This window comes from Desulfofundulus luciae, from assembly GCF_030813795.1.
GTDB classification, from domain to species: domain Bacteria; phylum Bacillota; class Desulfotomaculia; order Desulfotomaculales; family Desulfovirgulaceae; genus Desulfofundulus; species Desulfofundulus luciae.
In genome coordinates, this window is sequence record NZ_JAUSUX010000003.1 from 12,778 (window position 1) to 35,985 (window position 23,208).

The 23,208-nt window shown below is 55.9% G+C and carries 26 protein-coding genes; 23 read left to right on the top strand and 3 right to left on the bottom strand.

Features of this window, described 5'->3' with window-relative positions; genetic code table 11:
• The first annotated feature begins 44 nt into the window (after nt 1-44).
• The 11 genes from J2Z49_RS02485 (at nt 45) to J2Z49_RS02535 (ending at nt 8,324) form a co-directional block, all read left to right on the top strand.
• Nucleotides 45-398 (top strand): helix-turn-helix transcriptional regulator, encoded by a 354-nt coding sequence (locus J2Z49_RS02485; protein WP_307399548.1) that lies wholly within the window; start codon nt 45-47, stop codon nt 396-398.
• A 55-nt stretch (nt 399-453) separates the two neighbouring features.
• Nucleotides 454-1,266, top strand: coding sequence for an extracellular solute-binding protein (locus J2Z49_RS02490; protein ID WP_307399550.1), 813 nt, complete (start codon nt 454-456; stop codon nt 1,264-1,266).
• Nucleotides 1,267-1,416: 150 nt separating this feature from the next.
• Nucleotides 1,417-2,385, top strand: a complete 969-nt coding sequence (locus J2Z49_RS02495; RefSeq protein WP_307399552.1) for a sulfite exporter TauE/SafE family protein — start codon at nt 1,417-1,419, stop codon at nt 2,383-2,385.
• Between the two features lie 117 nt (nt 2,386-2,502).
• Nucleotides 2,503-2,730: a heavy-metal-associated domain-containing protein gene (locus J2Z49_RS02500; protein ID WP_307399554.1), complete on the top strand. Its 228-nt coding sequence runs from the start codon at nt 2,503-2,505 to the stop codon at nt 2,728-2,730.
• 448 nt (nt 2,731-3,178) lie between these two features.
• Nucleotides 3,179-3,829 (top strand): DUF2703 domain-containing protein, encoded by a 651-nt coding sequence (locus tag J2Z49_RS02505; protein WP_307399556.1) that lies wholly within the window; start codon nt 3,179-3,181, stop codon nt 3,827-3,829.
• Nucleotides 3,830-4,031: 202 nt separating this feature from the next.
• Nucleotides 4,032-4,259 (top strand): hypothetical protein, encoded by a 228-nt coding sequence (locus tag J2Z49_RS02510; protein WP_307399559.1) that lies wholly within the window; start codon nt 4,032-4,034, stop codon nt 4,257-4,259.
• Between the two features lie 99 nt (nt 4,260-4,358).
• Nucleotides 4,359-5,414 carry an ACR3 family arsenite efflux transporter gene (arsB, locus tag J2Z49_RS02515; protein ID WP_307399561.1) on the top strand — a complete coding sequence of 352 codons (1,056 nt, stop codon included), beginning with the start codon at nt 4,359-4,361 and terminating at the stop codon, nt 5,412-5,414.
• A gap of 115 nt (nt 5,415-5,529) precedes the next feature.
• Complete coding sequence (locus J2Z49_RS02520; RefSeq protein WP_072871520.1) at nt 5,530-5,772, top strand: thioredoxin family protein; 243 nt, start codon at nt 5,530-5,532, stop codon at nt 5,770-5,772.
• A 14-nt stretch (nt 5,773-5,786) separates the two neighbouring features.
• A complete protein-coding gene (locus tag J2Z49_RS02525) occupies nt 5,787-6,164 on the top strand; it encodes a putative zinc-binding protein (protein WP_307399563.1) in 378 nt (125 codons plus the stop codon).
• Nucleotides 6,165-6,423: 259 nt separating this feature from the next.
• Entirely contained in the window at nt 6,424-7,596 is a 1,173-nt protein-coding gene (locus tag J2Z49_RS02530) for a permease (protein ID WP_307399564.1), read from the top strand.
• A 50-nt stretch (nt 7,597-7,646) separates the two neighbouring features.
• A complete protein-coding gene (locus tag J2Z49_RS02535) occupies nt 7,647-8,324 on the top strand; it encodes an arsenic resistance protein (RefSeq protein ID WP_307399566.1) in 678 nt (225 codons plus the stop codon).
• A gap of 48 nt (nt 8,325-8,372) precedes the next feature.
• On the opposite strand, the gene J2Z49_RS02540 is transcribed toward J2Z49_RS02535, so the two are convergent.
• A complete protein-coding gene (locus tag J2Z49_RS02540) occupies nt 8,373-8,516 on the bottom strand; it encodes a hypothetical protein (RefSeq protein WP_307399568.1) in 144 nt (47 codons plus the stop codon).
• A 258-nt stretch (nt 8,517-8,774) separates the two neighbouring features.
• Here J2Z49_RS02540 and yedE point away from each other — a divergent pair, with 258 nt between their 5' ends.
• The 6 genes from yedE to J2Z49_RS02570 all read left to right on the top strand — a co-directional run bounded on the left by yedE (nt 8,775) and on the right by J2Z49_RS02570 (nt 12,499).
• Nucleotides 8,775-9,857: a YedE family putative selenium transporter gene (gene yedE, locus J2Z49_RS02545; RefSeq protein WP_307399570.1), complete on the top strand. Its 1,083-nt coding sequence runs from the start codon at nt 8,775-8,777 to the stop codon at nt 9,855-9,857.
• Nucleotides 9,841-10,056 carry a sulfurtransferase TusA family protein gene (locus J2Z49_RS02550; protein ID WP_307399572.1) on the top strand — a complete coding sequence of 72 codons (216 nt, stop codon included), beginning with the start codon at nt 9,841-9,843 and terminating at the stop codon, nt 10,054-10,056. The genes yedE and J2Z49_RS02550 overlap by 17 nt, the downstream gene beginning before the upstream one ends.
• Before the next feature lie 225 nt (nt 10,057-10,281).
• Nucleotides 10,282-10,497 (top strand): hypothetical protein, encoded by a 216-nt coding sequence (locus J2Z49_RS02555; protein ID WP_307399573.1) that lies wholly within the window; start codon nt 10,282-10,284, stop codon nt 10,495-10,497.
• Nucleotides 10,498-10,758: 261 nt separating this feature from the next.
• Complete coding sequence (locus tag J2Z49_RS02560; protein WP_307399576.1) at nt 10,759-11,238, top strand: permease; 480 nt, start codon at nt 10,759-10,761, stop codon at nt 11,236-11,238.
• On the top strand, nt 11,235-11,774 hold the full coding sequence (locus J2Z49_RS02565; RefSeq protein WP_307399578.1) for a permease: 540 nt from the start codon (nt 11,235-11,237) through the stop codon (nt 11,772-11,774). The genes J2Z49_RS02560 and J2Z49_RS02565 overlap by 4 nt, the downstream gene beginning before the upstream one ends.
• Nucleotides 11,775-12,169: 395 nt before the next feature.
• A complete protein-coding gene (locus J2Z49_RS02570; protein WP_307399580.1) occupies nt 12,170-12,499 on the top strand; it encodes a helix-turn-helix transcriptional regulator in 330 nt (109 codons plus the stop codon).
• Here the strand turns inward: J2Z49_RS02570 and J2Z49_RS14815 are convergent.
• Entirely contained in the window at nt 12,386-12,682 is a 297-nt protein-coding gene (locus tag J2Z49_RS14815) for a YnfA family protein (protein ID WP_407650036.1), read from the bottom strand. The genes J2Z49_RS02570 and J2Z49_RS14815 overlap by 114 nt on opposite strands.
• A gap of 35 nt (nt 12,683-12,717) precedes the next feature.
• Here J2Z49_RS14815 and J2Z49_RS02575 point away from each other — a divergent pair, with 35 nt between their 5' ends.
• Nucleotides 12,718-12,963, top strand: a complete 246-nt coding sequence (locus J2Z49_RS02575; protein ID WP_307399583.1) for a type II toxin-antitoxin system HicB family antitoxin — start codon at nt 12,718-12,720, stop codon at nt 12,961-12,963.
• 214 nt (nt 12,964-13,177) lie between these two features.
• Here J2Z49_RS02575 and hcp read toward each other — a convergent pair whose 3' ends face one another.
• Nucleotides 13,178-14,461 carry a hydroxylamine reductase gene (gene hcp / locus J2Z49_RS02580; protein WP_307399584.1) on the bottom strand — a complete coding sequence of 428 codons (1,284 nt, stop codon included), beginning with the start codon at nt 14,459-14,461 and terminating at the stop codon, nt 13,178-13,180.
• Nucleotides 14,462-14,682: 221 nt separating this feature from the next.
• Between hcp and J2Z49_RS02585 the strand changes: the two genes are divergently transcribed.
• The 5 genes from J2Z49_RS02585 to J2Z49_RS02605 all read left to right on the top strand — a co-directional run bounded on the left by J2Z49_RS02585 (nt 14,683) and on the right by J2Z49_RS02605 (nt 23,188).
• Nucleotides 14,683-17,832 carry a DEAD/DEAH box helicase gene (locus J2Z49_RS02585; protein WP_307399587.1) on the top strand — a complete coding sequence of 1,050 codons (3,150 nt, stop codon included), beginning with the start codon at nt 14,683-14,685 and terminating at the stop codon, nt 17,830-17,832.
• Between the two features lie 21 nt (nt 17,833-17,853).
• Nucleotides 17,854-18,675, top strand: coding sequence for an SWIM zinc finger family protein (locus tag J2Z49_RS02590; RefSeq protein ID WP_307399589.1), 822 nt, complete (start codon nt 17,854-17,856; stop codon nt 18,673-18,675).
• 93 nt (nt 18,676-18,768) lie between these two features.
• Nucleotides 18,769-19,509 carry an epoxyqueuosine reductase gene (locus J2Z49_RS02595; RefSeq protein ID WP_307399591.1) on the top strand — a complete coding sequence of 247 codons (741 nt, stop codon included), beginning with the start codon at nt 18,769-18,771 and terminating at the stop codon, nt 19,507-19,509.
• A 92-nt stretch (nt 19,510-19,601) separates the two neighbouring features.
• Complete coding sequence (locus J2Z49_RS02600; protein WP_307399592.1) at nt 19,602-21,677, top strand: sigma-54-dependent Fis family transcriptional regulator; 2,076 nt, start codon at nt 19,602-19,604, stop codon at nt 21,675-21,677.
• Between the two features lie 326 nt (nt 21,678-22,003).
• Entirely contained in the window at nt 22,004-23,188 is a 1,185-nt protein-coding gene (locus J2Z49_RS02605; protein WP_307399594.1) for an acetyl-CoA C-acetyltransferase, read from the top strand.
• The last annotated feature ends 20 nt before the right edge of the window (nt 23,189-23,208 follow it).

Here is a 23,208-nt window from a genome sequence, read left to right on the forward strand (position 1 = left end):
TGTGCAAGAATGATTGTTCCTGGAACTTAACGGCTGACCGGTTATTGCAGCCGGTACTGCTGTTTCTGCTGCGTTTAAAGCCTTCCCATGGTTACGAACTCATCCAGAGACTGGCGCGGTTGGATTTGCTGGAGGGGGAAGCGGATCCGGCCACGGTGTACCGCAATTTGCGCCGCATGGAGCAGGAAGAGCTGGTTACCTCCAGTTGGGAGGCTACGGGAACCGGACCGGCCCGCCGCAGGTACGCGGTCACGCCTAAAGGGGACGAGTTACTGGATGCCTGGATGGTGGCCGTACGCAGGCAGAAGGAGAAGCTGGAGAAGTTTATCCAGCTTTATGAAAATCACCTGGACTGGGAAAAGGCACGGGGAGGTGAAAACCTATTACCGGAGGGATGATTGCCCACCCAGGAGTTTTGTGGCTGTCCGGTTGCTGTGGAGGTGAGTGTGAATAATGTCACGAGCTCCCTTTCGCATCCTCCATGCCGGGGCCTTGCGGAGGCCCATGGGGGAGTGCGTGCAGGTTTTCAAAGAATGCCACCCGGACCTTCCCGTAGAGCTGGAGTCGGCGGGGTCCCGGGAATGTGCCGCCCGCGTTTGCGACGGTGGAGTCTATGATGTGGTGGCCCTGGCCGATACGGCCGTATTTGCCCGCTGGCTGGTACCCGATTATGTGGACTGCTATTTTGTCTTTGCTACCGACCAGATTGTGGTGGCCTTTGATCGCTTTTCCCGGGGCAGTGAGGAAATCACCCGGGACAACTGGATAGATGTGCTCCTTTCCCCGGGGGTGATCTACGGCCGTTCGAACCATAACCTGGATCCCTGCGGGTACCGGACGCTGATGGTCTGGCAGTTGGCAGAAAAGTTTTACGGCCGGCCGGGGCTTTACGAAGCCCTGCAGGACGGCTGTTCCCGGATATATCCCAAATCCATCGATTTGGCCGGGGCGCTGGTGGAAGGAAGGGTGGACTACGCCTTTTTGTACTCCTCGGTGGTCCGCCAGCTTGGCTTGTGCCAGGTCAACCTGCCCTCCCGGATCAATCTTTCCAACCCCGCCCTGGCCGATTACTATGCCGCGGCCAGCGTCGCCCTGGAGGGCAGGGGGCCGGGGGAAAAGGTCCTGCTTGCCGGTGCGCCCATCGAGTTTGCCGTGGCAGTGCCCCGCAATGCCCGCTATCCTGCGGAGGCCCGGTGGTTCGTGGAATTCATTACCGGGGTGGAGGGCCAGCAGATCCTGGAGGCCTGCGGGCTTATTCCCTGTTAGCCCGGGTCTATCTTAGCCCAACCGGCCACCCCCCGGGTTAGAACGGGGCCGGACCCCATCAGCAGGTATGGGCTGGAACCGGAATTAGTTGACTGGCGCTCTCCAAAAAAAGTCCTGCCTGGCTAACCTGTTTGCAAAGGAGGTCTTCTTATGCATTTTCCCGTGTCCGGAGTTGATGTTTTCCCCCTTATACCCCCGCTGGCAGCTTTCCTTGTTTCTTCGGTTACGGCCTCGGCCGGGGTGTCCGGAGCCTTCTTGCTCCTGCCTTTTATGGTCAGCGTGCTGGGGTTTACCACTCCAGCCGTCAGCCCCACCAACCTGATCTACAACATTGTGGCCATCCCCGGGGGGCTGGCCCGTTACATCAGGGAAGGGCGCATGGCCTGGCCCCTTACCTGGGTGGTGGTAATTGCCACATTGCCGGGAGTTTTCGTGGGCGCCTGGATCCGCGTCCGGTACCTGCCCGACCCGAAGGCCTTTAAACTCTTTGTGGGCCTGGTTTTGCTCTACCTGGGCGTGCGGTTGTTGTACGAAACCACCGGCCGTTACCTGAAGAGCAAAGAAAAGACCCAGAACCTGGAAAAGAAGTTCCGCGAGCGGGTACAGCAGATCAAAAGCGAATCGGCAGGCCGCATTGCTGCGGGCCTGCCCCCGGAGGCGGTGGTCAAAACCCGCTCGGTATCCCTGTGCAAAATTGAATATGATTTCTGGGGGGAAACCTTCTCCTTCAGCACCCCGGTTGTTTTTACCCTGGCCCTGGTGGTTGGTTTAATCGGCGGTATTTACGGCATCGGCGGGGGGGCCATCATTGCCCCCTTTGTAGTCTCCGTTCTCGGCCTGCCCGTTTATACCGTAGCGGGGGCCGCCCTGGCCGGCACTTTTCTTACCTCCATTGCGGGGGTTGTCGTTTATCACCTCCTCTCCCTTACCGCAGCAGGGGCCCGGGCCGGTGTGTCACCCGACTGGTTTCTGGGGGCGCTCTTTGGCGTGGGCGGCTTCCTGGGCACCTATTTTGGGGCTTACCTGCAAAAATACCTGCCCGACCGGTTGATCCGGGGAATCCTGGGTTCTCTGGTCACCTTCCTGGCGGTGAGTTACATACTGCAGTATTTCATTTAGAAAATGTCGCCCATTTTTTATTGAAAAGTAGAAGCCGTTATGTTAACATGGGCTCAGAATGGATAGACCCGCTTGTAAAGTATGCTCCGGCTTTATCCTTAAAGGGGGACAATGGTGGTGGGCAGTGAAAATTTGATCCTGCGCATCGAGGGTATCCGTTCTGAGGATGATAGAATGGAAGTGAAAAGAGTACTGGAAGACATCAACGGTGTCAGCTGGGTTTGCGTGGACGGTACAGCCGGCACCGCGGTGGTGATATTCGACCCCGATGAAACTCCCCAGGATGAACTGATCAATGCGGTAATGGAGGCAGGCTACACGGTGAAGCGGTTTTTTAACAGTTAATGTTCGCTGAGAACAGGGTTGCCTCCGGACAGGTTTGTGCATGGCCAGCCAGGTTTCAGGCTGGCTTTTTTAGGACGATGCCCGGGTAGTTGACCCCCAAATTTGGCCCGCCTGCTTTTTTCCTACCCCTGCTGCAGGTTGCAGCCGCACTGGCAGTACGCCTGGGCTTCTCTTTTCTGGCCTGGCTTTTCTTTATACTTTTGGTGTTGTTATCGTGGGGCAGGGTTTGACTGGCTGCCTTGTAACAATTGCTTTGGTGAAACTTGCTTTAAAAGATACAGCAAGGAGATGGGGAATATCCTTGACTACAGGCATAAGGGAAATACCTGTCCCTACTGTACAAGAAAGCAGAACGGGAGCAATAGTTTTGCGTCCTTTTTCCCGGACTTCCGTCTTCAAGCATGAAGGCCTGAGAAGGCCCGGAGAACAAAAGGAGGGGACGGAAGATATGGAAACGAAGATCAGGGAGGCAGGTACGGGCTGTGGCTGCCCGGGAAATAACGCCAGGGCTTTATCTTCTTCAATGAAAGGATGCTGCCCTCCCCCGGATGATGTCTCGGGGGAATGCGCCGCCCCATGTTGCGGGCCGGAAAGCGTAACGGCACGGCTGGCCGGCAATCAAGCTGAAAAAAGGCGGTTGGACATCGAGTTTATGTATCTGGACTTGAGTGTATGCACCCGGTGCCAGGGAACCGAAAAAAGTCTGGAGGAAGCTGTTTCGGAAGTCGCCCGGATTCTAGAAGCGGCGGGCTTCGAGGTAACGTTGCACAAAATTCACGTTCAAAACGAGGAGCAGGCCCTTGCGCTGGGGTTCGTCAGTTCCCCCACCATCCGTATCAACGGGCGGGACATCCAGCTGGATGTGAGGGAAAGCCTCTGCGAATCCTGCGGTGATCTTTGCGGAGAAGATGTGGATTGCCGTGTCTGGGTATACCAGGGCAGGGAATACACCGTTCCACCTAAAGGCTTGATCGTTGATGCCATCCTCCGGGAAATATATGGCGGACCAGCCGGGGCGGTGCATGGTCCTTCTAAAATAAAAGCCCTGCCGGACAATTTGAAGCGGTTTTTCGCCGCCAGGCGAAATAAAGAAACATAATTATGGTTTTGCGACAGTACCTATAAAAAAGAGTGGCGTAAAAGCCGCTCTTTTTTATGACAAGCATTTGTTACCATCTGTTGTTCAGAATAAAAATGGCAAAAACTATGGCAATTTACAGCAGCCTATTGTATTAGATTAATAGCATATAGTATAATAATGATTGTTAAATTGTAGTGGGATGCATTTACTCGAAGGGGAGGTGTTTGAACTGCTACAAGATTGCCGTAAGTGCGGCCTGGCAGTGCTCGATGCTGCGGAACCACAACAAATCCGCTGCTTCTTGACCAGAAGGCCGGTGCCGCCTGCTGATCAGCTGCACCGGTGGCATTGCCTTTATTACATGGAGCCGATTATTGAGGACGGGAACGTTCTTACGGCCGAGCAGCATTACCTGATCAAGCAGGCCGAACTGGACGGTAAAAAATGAAGGTTGCCCCTGGGGTAGCACCCGGTGGGTGTTTTACGGCTCAATGGGCAAACTATTACAGGTTTTCCCGGGAGAAAGAGATAACAGGAGGTAGCAAATATGGCTCAATCCGTGACACGCAGGCTTTCATTCTTCGACCGTTATTTAACCGTCTGGATTTTCCTGGCCATGGCTGCTGGAGTGCTGGGTGGCTACATATACCCGCAAATTGCCAATTTTTGGGGTAGATTTCAAGTGGGTACGACCAACATACCCATTGCCATCGGACTCATCCTGATGATGTACCCGCCCCTGGCGAAAGTCCGCTACGAAGAACTTCCCGCGGTCTTCAGCAATAAAAAGATATTAACCCTGTCCCTGATCATGAACTGGATTGTCGGCCCGGTAGTTATGTTCTCCCTGGCCATCCTGCTGTTGCGCGATAAACCGGATCTGATGGCCGGGGTTATCCTGGTAGGGCTGGCCCGTTGCATAGCCATGGTTCTGGTCTGGAACGACCTGGCCGAAGGCAGTCCCGAATACGCCGCCGGGCTGGTGGCCTTCAACGCCATATTCCAGGTGCTGACCTATTCTATTTACGCTTATATATTCCTTACGGTAATTCCTGCCTGGCTGGGCCTTTCCAGCGTAGTGGTCAATGTTTCTATGGGTGAAATTGCCAGGAGCGTTTTCATTTACCTGGGTATTCCCTTCATAGCAGCCATCATTACCCGTACCGCAATGGTCGGCTCAAGGGGACGGGACTGGTATGAGCAGAATTTTATTCCCAGGATCAGGATGATTACCCCGATCGCCCTGTTGTTTACCATCCTGGTGATGTTTTCCTTGAAGGGTGAGGTGATCGTTACATTACCTGTTGATGTAATCCGGGTGGTCATCCCTCTCACTTTATATTTTGTGTTCATGTGGCTGGTCACCTTTTACCTGGGGAGATTGATTGGAGCGGATTATGCAACTACAACCACCCTTGCCTTTACCGCCGCCAGCAACGACTTCGAACTGGCCATCGCCGTGGCCGTGGCGGTCTTCGGCATCAACTCCGGCCAGGCCTTCGCTACCGTCATCGGTCCCCTGGTGGAGGTGCCCGTGCTGATCGGCCTGGTCAACGTGGCCCTTGCCTTCAGACGTAAATATTTCGCGCACGAATTGCGCTGAGCCAGCCAGTTTTTCAAATGTGACCGGCTTTTGGCAGGTTCCGTTCCACGGGATATCTATTCTGGCATAATCAATGCCGGTAATATGCCAATAAATCATGGAGGTGCAGATTGTTATGGAGATCAAGATTTTCGGCACCGGTTGTCCAAAATGCAAGGCTTTGCACCAGGCAGTGGTTGAGACGCTTAATGAGATGGGCTTGAGCGCCGACGTTAAGAAGGTGGAAAAGTTGGATGAGATCGTGCAGGCCGGGGTCATGCTTACCCCGGGCCTGATGGTCAACGGCAAGCTCAAGGTGTTCGGCAAGGTGCCCGGAAAAGAAGACATCAAGCGTTACATCGAAGAAGAGAAACAATAAGGGGGGATTTTGGAATGGCCGATACCTGTACCTGTGCGGCGGCACCGGTGCTCATCTTTCCGTGCTCCGGTGGTTCAAATGTCGGTCAAATAGCCAACCAGGCAGCCGTAGAGCTCACTAAGGAGGGGGTGGGGAAGCTCTTTTGCCTGGCCGGGATAGGCGGTCATGTGGAAAGCTTTATTGAATCTTCAAAGGGAAACCGGCTGGTGGTCATTGACGGTTGCCCGACGGCCTGCGCCAAAAAAATTTTTGATCATGTAAATCTGCCGGTTACCGATTATATAGTCGTTACCGGGCTGGACATCAAAAAGAATCACAATTTTGACCTCGAGAGGAAAGACATTGAGAAAGTTTGTGCGGAAGTGAAGAAACGCCTGCAATGTAATCTGTAAATCACAGAGACGAAAAAGCGCGGGAGAAGCACTCCCCGCTTTTTTTCTGCCTGGATATTGAGTTATCCCCACTTTCCAGCCTACCCTGTTTTGGTTCTCGAACGCTGCATAAAGCGATTGACAATATTATAATAATCTAATATACTTAACTTGGGCGGGTTCACAGGAGGTGAGGGCGTTTCAATTAGTCCGGGATGAAAAGCATGTAATGAGCTATGTAACTTTGTTGTAATTTGAAAAGATGAAAGGGGAGCTGGCAATGAAAGAACGCGACAAATTCCTTTTAATGGTTGCTATTTTCCTGGCGGCTTTTTACATTCCGCTGCACAACCCGCGGGTGCAGTCGGCCATCCTGGAAGCTTTTTTCATGCTCCAGGACTACGCCCAGAAGCACGTTTTAACCTGCCTGGTGCCGGCCTTTTTCATCGCCGGGGCCATTGCGGTGTTTGTCTCCCAGGCTTCAGTTTTGAAATATTTCGGGGCGGGGGCAAATAAAATTTTATCCTACGGGGTTGCCTCGGTGTCGGGTACCGTACTGGCGGTGTGTTCCTGCACGGTGCTGCCGCTTTTTGCGGGGATCTACACCCGCGGTGCCGGTATCGGCCCGGCTACGGCATTTCTTTATTCCGGCCCGGCCATCAACGTCCTGGCCATTATTCTCACTGCCCGGGTGCTGGGTTTCGAACTGGGCCTGGCCCGGGCGGTAGGCGCGGTTGCCTTTTCCATTATCATCGGCCTGCTCATGCACCTGATCTTCCTCAAAGAAGAAAAGGCAAAGGAAGAGGCCGCCCTTACTTTGCCGCCCCCTCCGGAAGACAGGAGGTCTTTGTGGCAGTACGGCGTTTACTTCCTGACCATGGTGTTGATCCTGATCTTTGCGGCCTGGGGTAAGCCGCCCCAGCCGGTAGGTTTTTTCAGCGCCGTCTACCGGGTGCACTGGTACCTCACCGTTTTCTTCCTGGTCGTGCTGGCGGTAATATTGAAGCTCTGGTTTACTAAAGACGAGCTGGTGGGCTGGGTGGAGTCCACCTGGAGCTTTGCCAAGCAGATCTTCCCGCTCCTGCTGGGCGGTGTGCTGGTGGCCGGCTTTCTTATGGGAAGGCCCGGGGTCGATACGGGGATCATCCCGGCCAAATATATTTCGGCACTGGTAGGGGGGAACTCCCTCGGCGCCAACCTCCTTGCTTCTATAGTAGGGGCCCTGATGTACTTTGCTACCTTGACGGAAGTTCCCATCCTGCAGGGGCTGATCGGCAGCGGGATGGGCAAGGGCCCGGCGCTGGCGCTGCTTCTGGCGGGGCCGGCCTTAAGTCTGCCGAACATGATTGTGATCAGGCAGATAATGGGAACCAAAAAGGCCGCCGTCTATATCTCGCTGGTAGTGATTTTGTCCACCATTGCGGGGATGATTTACGGGTCCATCTGGGGGTAAGAACCCGGCCGGGGCTGATTCTGGTATAGCCGGAGGGAAGTCGCGTGCGAGTGGCACAATTCATTAATAAACACATGATCCAGCTTTTGATGGCGGTAATTGCCCTGGGACTGCTGCTGGGCTACCTGTTGCCCGATACCGGCAAGCGGCTGCAGGTTTTCTACCCGGTAGCGCTGTTCATTATGCTGTACCCCATGATGGTGGGAATTAAAATCGGCGAAGTGGTTGGAGCGGCCAGGCGGGTGGGGTTCATGACGGTGGTGATGGTCTTTAATTACCTCATATCCCCCCTGCTGGCGGCGCTCCTGGCCAGGATGTTTTTATCCGGTTACCCGGACTTTGCAGTAGGGCTTATCCTCACCGGAGTGGTTCCCTGTGCGGGTATGATCGTGGCGTGGACGGCAATGGCCAAAGGAAATGCACCCATGACGCTGGTGATCACGGTAACCAGTTTGCTGGCCGGCATTGTGTTAATACCGCTGTGGATGAGTGCCCTGGCCGGCAAATACGTTCCCGTAGATGCCTGGAAAATGCTGCAAACGATTTTTTATACTATTGTTGTTCCCCTGGTCCTGGGTAACCTGACCAGGGTGTGGCTGGTGAAAAAATGGGGACAGAAGAAATTTGCCGATTATAAGCCCGTTTTCCCTGCCGTTTCGGCCCTGGGCATGTACCTGGTATTCTTTATCTCCATGATGTCCGAATCCGTAACTCTGGTACGCAATTAGCAATACCTGGGTGTAATCGCCCTGCCGCTGGTGATATTTTATACGCTTTTATTCGGCATTTCCATCCTGTACGCCCGGTTGACCCGTACCGGTTACCCGGATATGGTGGCCCTGACCTACGGGGGTCAGCGGTAAAAACATTTCCATCGCCCTGGCCCTGGCCGTGGTGTTCTTCTCGCCATTGACGGTCATGACAGAAAGTTACCACCACGATTAATCCAGAAGGGGATCGCCCCCCGGGGTGCCCGGTCAAATCATAGACCGGGCGTTTTTGTTTACACCCCGTTCCCATAGAGTGTGGATGAAGCAATAGGATGTCATATTAGCAAAATTATAAAGAAAATTTTTTGTATAACATTGATATATTTAAAAATTAAATGAGTACAATAAAGGAATTTTTTGAGACAATCGAAAATAAAAGAATGTAATATTTCCGGGAGGTGGTAATGTTTGAACAGCAAAAGGGTGCTGGTTGTTGCGGCCGGTGGCACCCTGGGGCTGCTGGCGGTAGTACTGGTGGCCATGGGCAACCCGGCCAACATGGGCTACTGTGTGGCCTGTTTCCTGCGCGATATCACCGGTGGATTGGGTTTACACCGGGCTGCCCCGGTACAGTACATAAGGCCTGAAATTATTGGCCTAGTGCTGGGGGCCTTCCTTGCATCCCACGCAACAAAGGAGTTCCGGCCCATTGGCGGTTCCAGTTCTTTTACTCGCTTTGTGCTGGGTTTTCTGGCCATGATCGGCATGCTGGTTTTCCTGGGCTGTCCGGTACGTGCCGTCCTGCGGCTGGCCGGCGGTGACCTCAACGCCGGGGTAGGGCTGCTGGGTCTGGTAGCGGGGGTAGCCGTCGGAGTCCAGTTTCTCAAGTCCGGTTTCAGCCTGGGGCGGGCTGTTCCCCAGCAGAAAGGCAACGGCTATTTGTTTACGGGACTTATGGTACTGCTCCTCATTCTACTGCTTGCACGTCCTTCCTTTATATTTTTCAGCGAGAAGGGCCCCGGTTCCATGCATGCTCCCGTATGGGCCGCCCTGGGAGCGGGCCTGGTGATTGGTGTGCTGGCCCAGCGTTCCCGGCTGTGCATGGTCGGCGGAATCAGGGACTTCATTATGTTCCGGGATGCCCACCTCTTGTACGGTTTTGTGGCCATATTTGTGGTTGCCCTGGTAGGAAACCTGGCGGTGGGTACTTTTAAAATTGGGTTTGCGGGACAGCCGGTGGCTCATACCGACGGGGTATGGAACTTTCTGGGGATGGCGCTGGCCGGATGGGCGGCAGTGCTTCTGGGCGGGTGCCCGCTGCGCCAGCTGGTTGCCGCCGCCGAAGGAAATACCGACAGCGCCTTGACCATAATGGGGATCATATTTGGAGCTGCAGTTTCGCATAACTTCGGCCTGGCCGGCAGCCCCACCGGAGTGCCGGTAGGCGGCCAGATAGCCGTTGTTCTGGGGTTGATAGCAGTGTTTATTATAGGTTGCGCAAACCGTCCAGCGGCAGTAAAGCGAGGTGTGAGCATTGGTAAGGGAAGTTGACGCCAGGGGTTTGTTGTGTCCCGAGCCGGTTTTACTGACCAAACAGGCTCTGGATGCTCTCGGGGCCGGAACCGTAAAGGTGCTGGTCAGCAGCGCCGCGGCCAGGGAAAATGTCTCCCGGCTGGCTGAAAGCAGGGGCTGGCAGGTTGAGGTCCAGGAACAGGGTGAGGATATTTTACTGGTCTTAACAAAAAAATAATTCAGCAGCTATAGGATGACTATGTTAAAAAGCCCCCGGAAGAAATTCCCGGGGGCTTTTATGTTAAGCTAAACTGGCCGCTGCTTTTTGCCAGATGTACTTCCTTTCGTCAACAGAAAAATGACCAAATATTTTTTTTGAAAAGGCGTTTACAAAAACAATTGATGATGCTATATTATTTATAGAACTATATAGGCAAATAACATATAAAGGGGGTGTATTCATATGTTCTTCTCGCCCGAAAAGGGACATTGTTGCGGTCACCAGGTGTATGGTCACGGGCATGCTCCCGGGCACCGGGGTTGTCACTGTCACGGCGGTCAATTTCACCGGCATTTTTACAGTAGGGAAGAACGGCTGGACCGCCTGGAAAACTACCTGAAGCAATTGCAGGCTGAAGTCAAGGCGGTAGAGGAAAAGATTAAGGAGTTAAAGGGTTAACCGGTAAGTTGCCCGGGTCAGAAGGGATTATTTCCCTTCTGACCTGTATTTTGAGATAAACGCTGGAAAAGGTAAATGTTCAGCGAAACCGTTATGAATAGGAGTGCGGTGCGCATCTTACGCGAAGCATTGGAGTAAGCGAGGACAGCACCGCATCCAACCAGGTTCACTGAACGTTTACTGGGGAAGAATGTACTTTCCTGCGCGCACAAGATTTAATCCCTGATCTGGATTACGTCAAACGGTCACAGGGGTGATGCAATGTTCTTCAACGTTATCCTTTATCTTCTGGCGGCAGCAGCTTTATGTATTTCTTTCCGGCGGGACCGGCAGAAGACAAAAAAGGCCCTGGCCATCGCCTGGAACTCCTTTCGCAACCTGATCCCCAGCATGCTGGGGATCATCGGGCTGATTGGCCTTATGCTGGCGCTGGTGCCCCGGGAGGTTATTGCGGGGTTCTTTGGCAATAACAGTCCCGCGGGCATTCTCCTCATTTCCCTGGCCGGCGCCGTAACCCTGATGCCTGCCTTTATCGCCTTTCCCCTGGCGGCTTCCCTTTTGCAATCCGGGGCCAGCGTGATGGCGGTGGCCTGTTTTATTACGACTCTGTTAATGGTGGGGATTATCACGGCCCCCATGGAAGTTAACTTTTTCGGTAAAAAATTTACTTTCTGGCGCAATGCAATCGGGTTTGTCCTGGCCCTGGTGATCGGGGGCGTGATGGGGGTGATTTTGCAGTGAAAGCCCAGCTCAGGAGATATGCCCTGTTTGCTTTAGTGGTGGTTGCCGATCTGCTTCTTTACTTGCAGCATCCGGCCAGGGGAGAGCAAGCAATTAGAAGTGCCCTGGATTATCTGGTGGAAATGCTTTTGTTCATACCGCCGATTTTCGTCCTGGTAGGCCTGCTGGACGTATGGGTTCCCCGTCAGATTGTGGAGAAGAACGTAGGGCCGGACTCCGGTGTGCGCGGTGTGGTTATCTCCATTCTGGTGGCCACTGCGGCGGCCGGTCCCCTTTATGCCGGTTTCCCGGTGGCCGACGCGCTGCTCAGAAAGGGCTGTCGTCTGGCGAATGCGGTAATTTTCCTGGGCACCTGGGCGACCATTAAAATTCCCATGTTGATGATGGAAGTCAAGTTTGTCGGGCTGCCCTTTGCGCTCTTGCGCCTGGCTTTAACCCTGCCGGCCATAATTGCTACGGGGTATCTCATGGAGATGATTTTAAAGGTCGGGGAGACGGGAAGGTTTGCGCAAGGTGCCGGCGAAAAAAACTATTAATAAGATGTTTGCCCAGCACCTCACCGTAACCAGGTTCTCTGGTAGTAATACTGCTAACCATATGCGGCTTTAGTCCCTGCGCAGGTACCCAGCACTCACAGTAACCGGGTTCTCTATAGTAACTGCTTACCATATGCGGCTTTAGTCTCTGCGCAGGTACCTGGATCCGGTGAGTGCTGGGTGAGTGCTGGGTGAGTGCTGGGTGAGTGCTGGGTGAGTGCTGGGTCACCGGAGCAAGCGAGAACCAGAACTGAGTAGCTGGAAGGTGGGGACAACCCAGACCCGGGGCGAGGGTTGTCTTATATGGGTTTCATCCGGTAAGTGAGGGATGCCTTATGTGCAGAAATCACGGTCCCGGCCACCGGCACGGCGACTGCCGGTGTGCCGGGGCTCCTATGGAGCGGTTTATGCAACCATGCCTTTTGCTTTTGCTTCACCGCCGTTCGGCCCACGGTTACGAACTGATGCAAAGCTTAAGGGAGTTTGGCTTCCAGGACAGTGAGGCCGACCCGGGTACGGTTTACCGCAATCTGCGCCGCCTGGAAGAGGAAGGCCTGGTTTCTTCCCGGTGGGATACCAGCGGTGGCGGTCCGGCCAGGCGCCTGTACCGTTTAACTCCGGAAGGGGAGGAACTGCTTCATGCCTGGGCGGAAGCAATAACACACAACAAAAGGCGGCTGGAATATTTTCTGACCAGGTACCGGGAGGAGTTTGGGCAAAGCTGAAGAAGGATCGCATTTATTGAAGCCGCCCCTAAAAACTGCCCCCTTGCCTTCCCGCAGCCAGAGCCAGACCAGGTAGCCGCCGCCTATTTCCGCCAGCCCGGTACCGGAACGTTTAAAAACTCCCCCCTTGTGCAGGGATTTTGCCCAGAAAGAGTGAAATATTGTTTTGCTGACACATACTATGTACGGGCTGTAATGTTGCCGGGGAGGTTTTCGAAATGCTTTGCAGGTACAAAGTTATCCTCGAGTGGGACGAAGAAGGGCAGGGGTACGTCGTTTCCGTCCCTGCTTTACCTGGATGCTTCACCCAAGGAGACACCGTTGAAGAAGCCCTGGAAAGGGCGAAGGAGGCTATAGCGGGCCACCTTGCGGCTTTGGCCCGGGAAGGTTTGCCCCTGCCCACAAAAGGAAAGCACAGCGAAGAGGCGAAGCACTGCAGGACTTTGTGGGGGAAAGTTTTCTGAGTCCGGTGGTGCTGGTGGGCGGCCGGAAGAGGAAAATCCAGTATTGGTTCGGGTTTAGGGTTTTGTGGACACGCACGGGACTTGATAGCCTGTGTTTGTCTACAGGTTACTCTGTTAAGATATAAAGGCCCCGGCCGGTGTATGACAGCCGGCCGGAGCGTTTTAATGGCCTTTACCTGCAGCGCCATTCCTTGTGCTGGATACTGCGGCAAATTTAACCCAGGATTTCCTTCAAGTCCTGATCGGGAGTGGTGATCAGCTTCAGGTTGTAGTTGTCCTGCAGCACCTTGAGCACGTTGGGTGTGATGAATGCCGGTGCGGACGGGCCGATGCGGATGTTCTTGATCCCCAGGTGGAACAGGGTGAGCAGGATGGCCACGGCTTTTTGCTCGAACCAGGACAGCACCAGGCTCAGGGGCAGGTCGTTCACGCTGCAGTTAAAGGCCCTGGCCAGAGCTGCGGCCACCTGGATAGCCGAGTAGGCGTTGTTGCACTGACCCATATCGATCAACCGCGGGATTCCTTCAATTTCGCCCAGATCCAGGTAGTTGAACTTGTACTTGCCGCAACCCAGGGTTAGCACCACGCAGTCCCCGGGCACTTTCTGGACAAACTCGGTGTAGTAGTTCCGGGACTTCTTCACCCCGTCGCAGCCGCCCACCAGGAAGAAGTGGCGGATCTTGCCGGCCTTGACGGCGTCGATGATTTTATCGGCCAGGGCTAAAACGGCGTTGTGGTGGAAGCCCGTCAGCAGTGTCCCGCCCTCTTTTTCCGGCAGGGGTGGTAGCGATTTGGCTTTTTCGATAACCGGCGTGAAGTCCCGGTTTTTAATATGGGTTACATCCGGCAGCCCGGCTATGCCGCAGGTAAACATGCGGTCTTTGTAGGATTCCTTGGGAATGAGCACGCAGTTGGTGGTGCCCAGAATGGCGCCGGGAAACTGGTCGAATTCAGTTTTCTGGTTCTGCCAGGCACTGCCGTAGTGACCGGCCAGGTGGGGGAATTTTTTCAGCTCCGGGTAAGCGTGGGCCGGGAGCATTTCCCCGTGGGTGTAAACGTTGATTCCAGTGCCTTCCGTTTGTTTCAGCAATTCATACAGGTCTAAAAGGTCGTGTCCGGTGATCAGGATAGCCGGGCCGGCCTTGGTACCCGTGGAAACTCTGGTGGGTTCAGGAGAACCAAACCGTTCCACATGGGCCTTGTCCAGCAGTTCCATTACCCGCAGGTTCATTTCGCCGCACTTGAGCACCAGTTCAATGTGCCGGTTTAAATCGAAGTCCACGTTGGTCAGGGTGGTAAACAGCGCTTCATGCATGAAGGCGTCCACCTGTTCATCCCTGGCACCCAGTTCCCGGGCGTGGTAAGCGTAAGCGGCAATCCCTTTCAAAGCGATGATTATGGTATCCTGCAAACTGGCGATGTCCTCGTTTTTGCCGCATACACCTGCTTTAGTACAACCGGTGCCGTTGGCCGTCTGTTCACACTGGTAACAAAACATGTACTTTTCACCCTCCTTGAGAATTTTTTTGTTTAACCATTTGCTTACATTATAGGCCTGGCAAGGAAACGGGGCAGTGATTTGGCTCACAGCAAAGATGTGCTTTTAGTAATCCTCACCGGTCCGTCGATGATCCGGCCTTTCATTGAGCGGCTGCCTGTTTCATACCCGGGCAGGGAACGGCTAATAAATGTCGAAACATTCCTTTAGGGTGAATATTGATGCTGGTTTTGCACGGAACCTGGCTTCCCGCCGGTGTGGTGGGTAAGGACAGCGGCTATTTTTTTGTGTGGGGAGAAGTGGCCCCCGGGGCGGAGTTCGGCGATACGGTGCTGCCCCGCCGGCGGGGACGCCGGCCCATGGGCTGGCATCCCGGACAGGCTGAAGTGGCCGATTTGTACCACGGGATGGATTTAAAGCGGGTGCCGGATATGATAAAGCTATGGATTCTGCTACCCTCCTGCGGGGGGCGGCCGCTGCCCTCACCCCTTTTACCGGTAGCCGGCGCTGCCGATGAATCTGTTTTTCCAGATGAAGAGATCGTCTTAAGGCCCTGGCTGGTCGAGGGGTTTTTGTTTCCTGCCGGGCAGGCCGCAGAGATGCTTTTAAAAGGCCGCTTTTCTAAGGATGTGGTCATGCCGTCTGCCGGCTGGCACTACTGGCGCCGGGTAACGCTCTGGGCCATGGAGCTATTGGTCAGGCAGCGATTTATTCCCCTGCTGGATGAAAAAAGCTATCAGGCCGTCTGGAGACCCGCGTTCAACGCCCGGGAAGACCTCTCCCGGCTGGAGTTGCTGGCCCGGTCCATGCCCCCCGTATGCCGTGCCGTGGCCGCTTTGAAAAATGGTCCCCGCCCGCCGGAAGGGACCGCAACCATCCTGCCGGCACCCGATGCCCTGGTGATGGATTTTGTCCGCCGGGTGGTGCAGGAAAAAATATCGGGATGGCTGGCCCCATCGCCCGGAGTACGTATCAAAGGCCGTCAAAACGATCCGGCTGCTCGCTGGGTGCAGGCGCTGGGCCGTGGGGGAGGGCCGGTGGAACTGCCGGAGGACATGCTCAAGGAAATGACCGGGCAATTAATAGCCTGGCGCTTGCCCTTGTCCCGGCGCCGGCAGGTGCCTTTTCGCACCTGTTTCCGCCTGGAACCGCCGCCCGATGGCGAAAAAACCTGGACTTTAAGTTTCTTTTTACAGGCCGTGGATGATTCCAGCCTGCTGGTGCCGGTGGAAATGGTGTGGAAGGAAAGCGGCGCCGCCCTGACCTTCCTGCACCGGCGCTTTGAAAACCCCCAGGAGCGCCTCCTGGCCGACCTGGGGCAGGCCTGCCGGCTGTTTCCGCCGCTGGAAAGGTCCCTGCAGGACCCCTGCCCCACCCGTTGTGAACTCAGCACCGCCGAGGCGTATACTTTCCTGAAGCAGGCCGTGCCGTTGTTTCAGGAAAGGGGTTTGGGCGTGCTGGTACCTTCCTGGTGGGGTGAGGGAGCTGCCGGCCCCGTCCCGGGTATGCGTTTAAGGTTGAGAAGGTACAAGGAGGGGCAGAGCGAGGGAGTTGGCCGGGGGATCCTCGGACTGGATACCCTGGTGGAGTTTCACTGGGAACTGGCCCTGGGCGGGGAAACCATCAGCAGGGAAGAATTTGAAAAGCTGGTGGCCATGAAGCTTCCTCTGGTGAAGGTAAGGGGGCAATGGGTGGAACTGGAGCCCCGGCAGGTGGAAAAGATCCTGGAATTGCTGGCCGGCAACAGGAAAAATAACGTCATGACCCTGGGAGAAGCCATGCGCCTGGCGGCGGGGATGCCGGCCCGGGCTGGCCTGGAGCTGGATGACCTGCCGGTGCTGGACGTGACGGGAGAGGGAGAACTTTCCCCGTTGCTGGAGAAATTGAAGAATGAGGATAGACTGGACCTGCAGCCGGTGCCGACGGGATTCCGGGGGCAGTTGCGCCCGTACCAGGAAAGGGGTTTTTCCTGGCTGGCCTTTTTAGCCCGCATGGGTATGGGCGGTTGCCTGGCCGACGATATGGGACTGGGCAAGACCGTGCAGTTTATTGCTTTTTTGCTGCACCGCCTGGAAGAGGGGCAACCCCGGGGGCCGGCGCTGCTGGTCTGCCCCACTTCAGTGGTGGGCAACTGGCAGCGGGAAGTGGCCCGTTTCGCCCCGGGCTTGAAGGTTCTGGTTCATCACGGGCCGCAGCGGTTGCGGGGGAAGAAGTTTGTCCGGGAAGCCGGGGCCTGCCACCTGGTTCTGACCACCTATTCCCTGGCCCAGCGGGACGAACGCCTGCTGGCGGAAGTGGAATGGGACGGGGTGGTGCTTGACGAGGCCCAGAACATCAAAAACCCGGCTGCCAAGCAGACCCGCAGCGTGAAGAAATTGAAGGCCGGCTACCGTTTTGCCCTTACCGGCACACCGGTGGAAAACCGCCTTTCGGAATTATGGTCCATCATGGACTTTTTAAACCCCGGTTTTTTAGGCCCGGCGGCCGATTTCAACCGCCGTTTTGCCCTGCCCATAGAGCGGTACGGGAACCAGGAAAAGACCCGGCGGCTGCAGCAGCTGGTGAAGCCATTCATCCTGCGCCGGGTGAAAACCGACCCCCGCATTATCCAGGACCTGCCGGAAAAACAGGAAAGCCGGGTCTACTGTAATCTCACCAGGGAGCAGGCCACCCTGTATGAAGCGGTGGTCCAGGAGATGATGGAACGCATAGAAGAGGCGGAAGGCATGGAGCGCCGGGGCCTGATTCTGTCCGCCCTCACCAGGTTAAAACAGATCTGCAACCACCCGGCGCAGTTTCTTGGTGACGGCATACTGGCGGCCCGGCGGTCCGGTAAAATGAAGCGTCTTCTGGAAATGCTGGAAGAAGTGCTGGCCGGCGGCGAGAAGGCGTTGATCTTTACCCAGTTTGCCCGTATGGGGGAAATATTGAAGAACCACCTGCAGGCCCATTTTGGCCGGGAGGTACTTTTCCTGCACGGTGGTGTGGGCCAGCGCCAGCGGGACCGCATGGTGGAGCGCTTCCAGCAGCAGTCCGGGCCGCCGTTTTTCGTGATTTCCCTGAAGGCCGGCGGGGTGGGCCTTAACCTGACGCGGGCCAACCACGTTTTCCACTTCGACCGCTGGTGGAACCCGGCAGTGGAAGACCAGGCCACCGACCGGGCCTTCCGCATAGGACAGAAGCTCAATGTTTTCGTCTACAAGTTTGTTACCAGTGGCACCCTGGAAGAGCGCATAGACCAGTTGATTGAGGAAAAAAAGACCCTGGCCGCCAGTATTGTGACCGGCGCCGAGGAGTGGCTGACGGAAATGACCACTGCAGAATTGCGGGAGTTGTTGACCCTGCGCGCCCAGGTCCTGGGTGAAGAATAGCAAGGGGGATGGTGAAGGCTTTTGGCTCCCAAAAGAGGTTTTGGTGCCACCTGGTGGGGCAGGCGCTGGCTCGAGGTACTGGAATCCTTCGGCTGGGATACGCGACTGCGGCGGGGACGGGCTTACGCCCGGGCAGGCAATGTTCTGGAAATCGATATAAAACCCGGGGTAGTTTCGGCCCGGGTGCAGGGCAGCCGCCCGCGTCCCTACCGGGTAAGCATAGAGGTTAAGACCCTTTCGGACCGGGAATGGGAAAGGGTAACAGGTATAATGGCCGGCCGGGCCGTTTTTGCCGCCCTGCTGCTGGCGGGGGAAATGCCCCGGGACATTGAAGAGGCCTTCCGCCAGGCGCGCCTGTCCCTGTTCCCCCGCTCGGCAGGGGATATCAGGACCGACTGCTCGTGTCCCGACTGGGCCAATCCCTGCAAGCATATTGCCGCCGTCTATTACCTGCTGGGGGAGAAATTTGATGAAGACCCCTTTTTCCTCTTCCTGCTCCGGGGGCGCACCCGGGAGCAGTTGATTTCCGCCCTGAGGGAAAAAAGGGCGGCCCGGGTAGAACAGGAGCAGGGGGAAGAGATTGCCCCGGCTTCCCCGGAACCAGCCGGCCCGTCCCTGGAAGGGCAACTGGACCGCTTCTGGGATGAGGGTGAAGAGCTGGCCGGCCTGCGCTTTTTGCCGGTACCGCCGGAAGTGGAGGCCGGGCTGTTGAAAACCCTTGGACCGCCTCCCTTCTGGAAGGGGAAGGAGCCGCCGGAGGTGGTCCTGGCCGGCATCTACCGGCTCATAAGCCGCCGGGCGCAGGAAGAATGGCCCGGCGATAGTGACCGGGGTGCCGGTTGATCCCCTCCGGCGGGAAAATCTGCTCTTGATTCCAGAAGGAAGCCGGTGGCAAAGAGTTAAAAAGAGCTAGTGATAATGCTGGGGAGGATAAGTATGGAAAAGCTGATCGAAGAAATTATTGCCCGGGTGGTAAATAACCACCGGGGCAAAACCGGCTACCGCACTCCCCTGGTGGGTTTTGCCCGGGCCGATGATCCCGGATTTGCTAAATTAAAGGAAGTGGTCGGTCCCGGCCATTTGCTGCCGCAGGACTTGCTGCCGGGTGCCCGCTCCGTGGTGGCCTTTTTCCTTCCCTTTACTCCGGAACTGGTGAAAATCCACCGCCGGGATCCTTACGTGAGCCGCCGGTGGGCGGAGGCCTATATTGAAACAAACCAGTTGATCGGCGAAACATGCCGTGTGCTGGCCCGGGAACTGGAAGACCGCGGGGTTAAGACTGCCTGGTGTGAGCCCACCCATAATTTTGACCCGGTGGCCCTGGTGTCTTTCTGGTCCCACAAACATGTAGCCTGCCTTTGCGGGCTGGGTACCTTCGGGCTGCACCACATGCTCATCACCCCGTCCGGGTGTGCCGGCCGCCTGGGGAGCCTGGTGGTGGACGTGGACCTTTCCCCGAACCCGCCGGTTGCCGGGGAGAACTGCCTGTACCGGCGGGAGGGATCCTGTGCGGCCTGTGTAAAGCTCTGCCCCACCGGGGCGTTGAGTGTGGAGGGACTGGACAAAAAGAAATGTTACCGGCGCCTTCTGGAGGTGGACGCTTACTACACCGACCTCGGCCTTTGCGACGTTTGCGGCAAATGCGCCACCGGCCCCTGCGCCCTGGGGGTGCCGTGACATGGGCGGTGGTTCGTTCGCAACGAGAGAAGAGCGCTGCGAAAAGGTGCGGCAGGATTTGGCAACAGATCTCTGGAGGTGGGCGTGCGACCATGTTAATCCGGGACTTCATGGCCAGGGAGCCCGTATGTCTGCGACCTGATGATAACGTTCAACACGCGGCAAAGATTTTTAGTAAATATGAAATTGACGGGGCACCGGTGGTTGACGAAACCGGGAAGCTGGCCGGGATTTTTACCAAAACTCATGTCATGCGGGCCATTGCCAAAGGCATGCCCGTGGACACTCCTGTACGGCACCTGATGCGCCGCCAGGTGTACACCATATTTGAAGATGACGTACCTGAGAGTGCATGGGAGATGGCCCTGAAGTACGGAATTGGGCGTGTGCCGGTAGTGGACCGGCAGAACCGGCTGGTCGGCATGATGACCCGAACCCGTTTGGTGCAGGCTTTTGAGCAAAAATATAAAAATATTATCAGTTTTTTGAATGCAGTTCTGAACTGTGCCCTGAGCGGCATTTGTGCCGTCAACGAAAAAGGAACGGTGGTTATTTTCAACCAGTCCGCCGCACAAATTACCGGGCTATCCGTTGACCAGGTGGTGGGCCGTCATATTGAGGAGGTTATCCCGCAATCGGGTTTGCTGAAAGTGCTGCAGACGGGCAAGGCCAGTTATGGCCAGAAGATTGTCCTGCACCAGACCACCGTCATTGCCAACCAGACACCTGTAATTTATGGCAACAAGATCATCGGTGCGGTGAGTCTTTTTCATGATGTTTCCGAGGTGGAAGCACTTTCCCAGCAGTTGGAAACGGTAAAAAGAATGGCTCAGGAACTGGATACCATTATTAATGCATCCAGTGAGGGAATTGCCCTGGTCGATCAAGAGGGAAAATTGATTAAGCTTAACCGCACCTATGAGCAGGTGGAGGGGGTTTGTGGGGAAAAGATCCGGGGGTTACGGGCGAAGGACCTCGTCCAAAAGGGTTACCTGTCCTTCCTGGCCGTACTGGCGGCGCTGGAAAAGGGGGGTTCCGCCTGTGTCATCGAGCGCCTGCGGACGGGGCGGGAGGTGCTGACCACCGCCACTCCCATAGTGGACGAGCATAGCCGGGGCATTCGCCGGATCGTGGTAAACTGCCGGGATCTGACCGAGCTGGCCGAATTGCGCCGCCAGCTTGAAGAAGAGCGGGCGCGCTACCATGCCGAACTGGAAAGCCTGCGCTGGGAAGCCCGGGAATCGGACAGGATGGTGGCCAAAAGCTCATCCATGAGGGACGTGCTGGCCGTGGCCCAAAGGGTGGCGCCCTATGACAGCAATATTCTCATTCTCGGTGAATCGGGAACCGGTAAAGATCTCCTGGCCCGCTTCATCCACCACCGGTCTGCCAGGGCGACGGGGCCGTTTATTTCCGTTGACTGTGCGGCCATACCGGAAAATCTTTTGGAGTCTGAACTGTTTGGATATACGGCGGGTGCTTTTACCGGTGCCGACCGCCAGGGGAAACCGGGGCTGATCGAAATGGCGGACGGAGGCACGCTGTTTTTAAATGAAATTGGAGAACTTCCCCCGGGCCTCCAGGCAAAACTTTTAACGGTTATTCAGGAAAAACAGGTGCGTCGTTTGGGGGGAATAAAACCGTGCCCGGTAAACTTCCGCTTGATTGCGGCCACCAACAGGAATCTGGAGCAAATGGTGGAGAAGGGGGCTTTTCGCAGGGATCTTTACTACAGGATAAATGTGATCCCTATTCGCATCCCTCCCCTGCGGGAGCGCCCCGAGGATATTGCTCCACTGGTGCATCACTTCCTGCATCGTTTTAACAAAAAGTTCAATGTTTTCAGGCAGATAGCCCCTGAGACTATGGAGTGGTTGCAAAACTACCCCTGGCCCGGGAATGTCCGGGAACTGGAAAACGTCATGGAGCGGCTGGTGGTCATTTCCGTGGAAGAGGTAATCAAGCCGGGGTCTTTGCCGGAACAAATCAGGAAAATGGCCGCTTCTGCACTGGTGAAAAAGGGGAACCCGGAACCGGCGTTGCTTTTAAATCTGTACCAGCAACTGGGGAGTACAAGGAAAGTGGCTGCAGCTTTGGGTGTAAACCAGTCCACTGTAGTGAGGTGGTTGAAGAAATACGGATACAATCTTTCCGCCACCCGTTCTTAAACGGGGCGAGCATTGCTGCATGATAGTTAAAGGCCGCCTCTAGTTAAGGGCCGCCTCTGTTAAAACGCCGGGGGCGGTTTTTGTTTTGATGCAGTCCCGATGCTTTTCAGTTAGTGCATCAGGCGGGCGGCACATTCAAAAGGGGATCTGAGGGAAAGGGGCTTTTAAAACTTTAAGGGCCGGGCGAATGAAGACAACCCTGCCCGCCTTTTTTCTTCCTGGCACTGTTATTGCATGAATTTTTAGAATTAAAATGCTGGTGCAAAAACCGCCCGGGTGGGCGAATAAACCCTATTTTGGGAGTAATAACGAGGGGAGTTGAAGTTATGCAGGACGTGGTAATAGTTGCGGCCGCGCGAACGGCCATTGGTGACTTTGGCGGTGAGTTCAGGAACATGCTTTCCCACCAACTGGCCGTTCCGGTAATTCAAGAGGTGTTGAAGCGGGCCGGTATTACGGGTGACATGGTGGACGAAGTGATCCTGGGGAATTGCGTCCAGCGTTCCGACGAACCCAACGTGGCCAGAACGGCGGCCCTGGTGGCCGGTTTGCCGGTGCAGGTCACGGGCATGACCATCCAGCGCCAGTGTTCCTCTGCGATGCAGGCCATTGTTTCCGGCTATCAGCAAATCGCCACCGGTGATTCGGAAATTGTGGTGGCCGGGGGTACCGAGTCCATGAGTTCCGCCCCCTATGTGCTGAAGGGCGCCCGCTGGGGTCAGCGCCTGCAGCATGGTGAAATGACCGATGCTCTCTGGGAGATTTTGACTGACCCCATCCACCGCATTCTTATGGGTGAAACGGCCGAAAGGCTGGCGGACAAATACGGGATCACCCGGGAGGAACAGGACGAGATTGCCCTGCGCAGCCACCAGAATGCCTGCCGGGCCATTGAAGAAGGGCGCTTTAAGGAGGAAATTGTTCCGGTGGCCGTACCGCAGCGCAAAGGGCCCCCCAGGGTGGTGGACAGGGACGAACACCCCCGCCCGGACGTGACCATGGAAAAGCTGGCCCAGCTTCCTCCGGTTTTCCGCAAGAACGGTACGGTTACGGCCGGCAACGCCTCGGGGCTCAACGACGGCGCAGCGGCGGTGTTGCTCATGTCCGCGTCTAAAGCCGGGGAGCTGGGTTTAAAGCCCATGGCCCGCATTGTCAGTTTCGCCCGGGCCGGGGTGGAGCCGGACCTGATGGGTTACGGGCCGGTGCCGGCCATCCGCAAGGCGCTCAAGAGGGCCGGTCTTACCCTGGGAGATATCCAGTTGATTGAATTAAACGAAGCCTTTGCCGCCCAGTATCTGGCCTGCGAAAAGCTGTTGGAATTAAACCGGGAGATTACCAATGTCAACGGCAGCGGCATCGCCCTGGGCCACCCCGTGGGATGTACCGGCGCGCGCATAGTGGTAACCCTCCTTTACGAAATGGCCCGCCGCAACCTCCGCCTGGGCCTGGCTTCCCTGTGTGTCGGCGGCGGTATGGGGATGGCCATGATTCTGGAAAGGGAAAGCAATTAAAAGCGAACAGGAGGATGGGC

Coding starts and splice junctions, on each gene's coding strand:
- J2Z49_RS02560 (WP_307399576.1), top strand. CDS start 10,759: ATGTTCTTCAACGTTATCCTTTATCTTCTGGCGGCAGCAGCTTTATGT.
- J2Z49_RS02520 (WP_072871520.1), top strand. CDS start 5,530: ATGGAGATCAAGATTTTCGGCACCGGTTGTCCAAAATGCAAGGCTTTG.
- J2Z49_RS02490 (WP_307399550.1), top strand. CDS start 454: ATGTCACGAGCTCCCTTTCGCATCCTCCATGCCGGGGCCTTGCGGAGG.
- J2Z49_RS02595 (WP_307399591.1), top strand. CDS start 18,769: ATGGAAAAGCTGATCGAAGAAATTATTGCCCGGGTGGTAAATAACCAC.
- J2Z49_RS02570 (WP_307399580.1), top strand. CDS start 12,170: ATGGAGCGGTTTATGCAACCATGCCTTTTGCTTTTGCTTCACCGCCGT.
- J2Z49_RS02540 (WP_307399568.1), bottom strand. CDS start 8,516: ATGACCGTCAATGGCGAGAAGAACACCACGGCCAGGGCCAGGGCGATG.
- J2Z49_RS02605 (WP_307399594.1), top strand. CDS start 22,004: ATGCAGGACGTGGTAATAGTTGCGGCCGCGCGAACGGCCATTGGTGAC.
- J2Z49_RS02505 (WP_307399556.1), top strand. CDS start 3,179: ATGGAAACGAAGATCAGGGAGGCAGGTACGGGCTGTGGCTGCCCGGGA.
- J2Z49_RS02585 (WP_307399587.1), top strand. CDS start 14,683: ATGCTGGTTTTGCACGGAACCTGGCTTCCCGCCGGTGTGGTGGGTAAG.
- hcp (WP_307399584.1), bottom strand. CDS start 14,461: ATGTTTTGTTACCAGTGTGAACAGACGGCCAACGGCACCGGTTGTACT.
- J2Z49_RS02495 (WP_307399552.1), top strand. CDS start 1,417: ATGCATTTTCCCGTGTCCGGAGTTGATGTTTTCCCCCTTATACCCCCG.
- J2Z49_RS02575 (WP_307399583.1), top strand. CDS start 12,718: ATGCTTTGCAGGTACAAAGTTATCCTCGAGTGGGACGAAGAAGGGCAG.
- J2Z49_RS02555 (WP_307399573.1), top strand. CDS start 10,282: ATGTTCTTCTCGCCCGAAAAGGGACATTGTTGCGGTCACCAGGTGTAT.
- J2Z49_RS02600 (WP_307399592.1), top strand. CDS start 19,602: ATGTTAATCCGGGACTTCATGGCCAGGGAGCCCGTATGTCTGCGACCT.
- J2Z49_RS02530 (WP_307399564.1), top strand. CDS start 6,424: ATGAAAGAACGCGACAAATTCCTTTTAATGGTTGCTATTTTCCTGGCG.
- arsB (WP_307399561.1), top strand. CDS start 4,359: ATGGCTCAATCCGTGACACGCAGGCTTTCATTCTTCGACCGTTATTTA.
- J2Z49_RS02525 (WP_307399563.1), top strand. CDS start 5,787: ATGGCCGATACCTGTACCTGTGCGGCGGCACCGGTGCTCATCTTTCCG.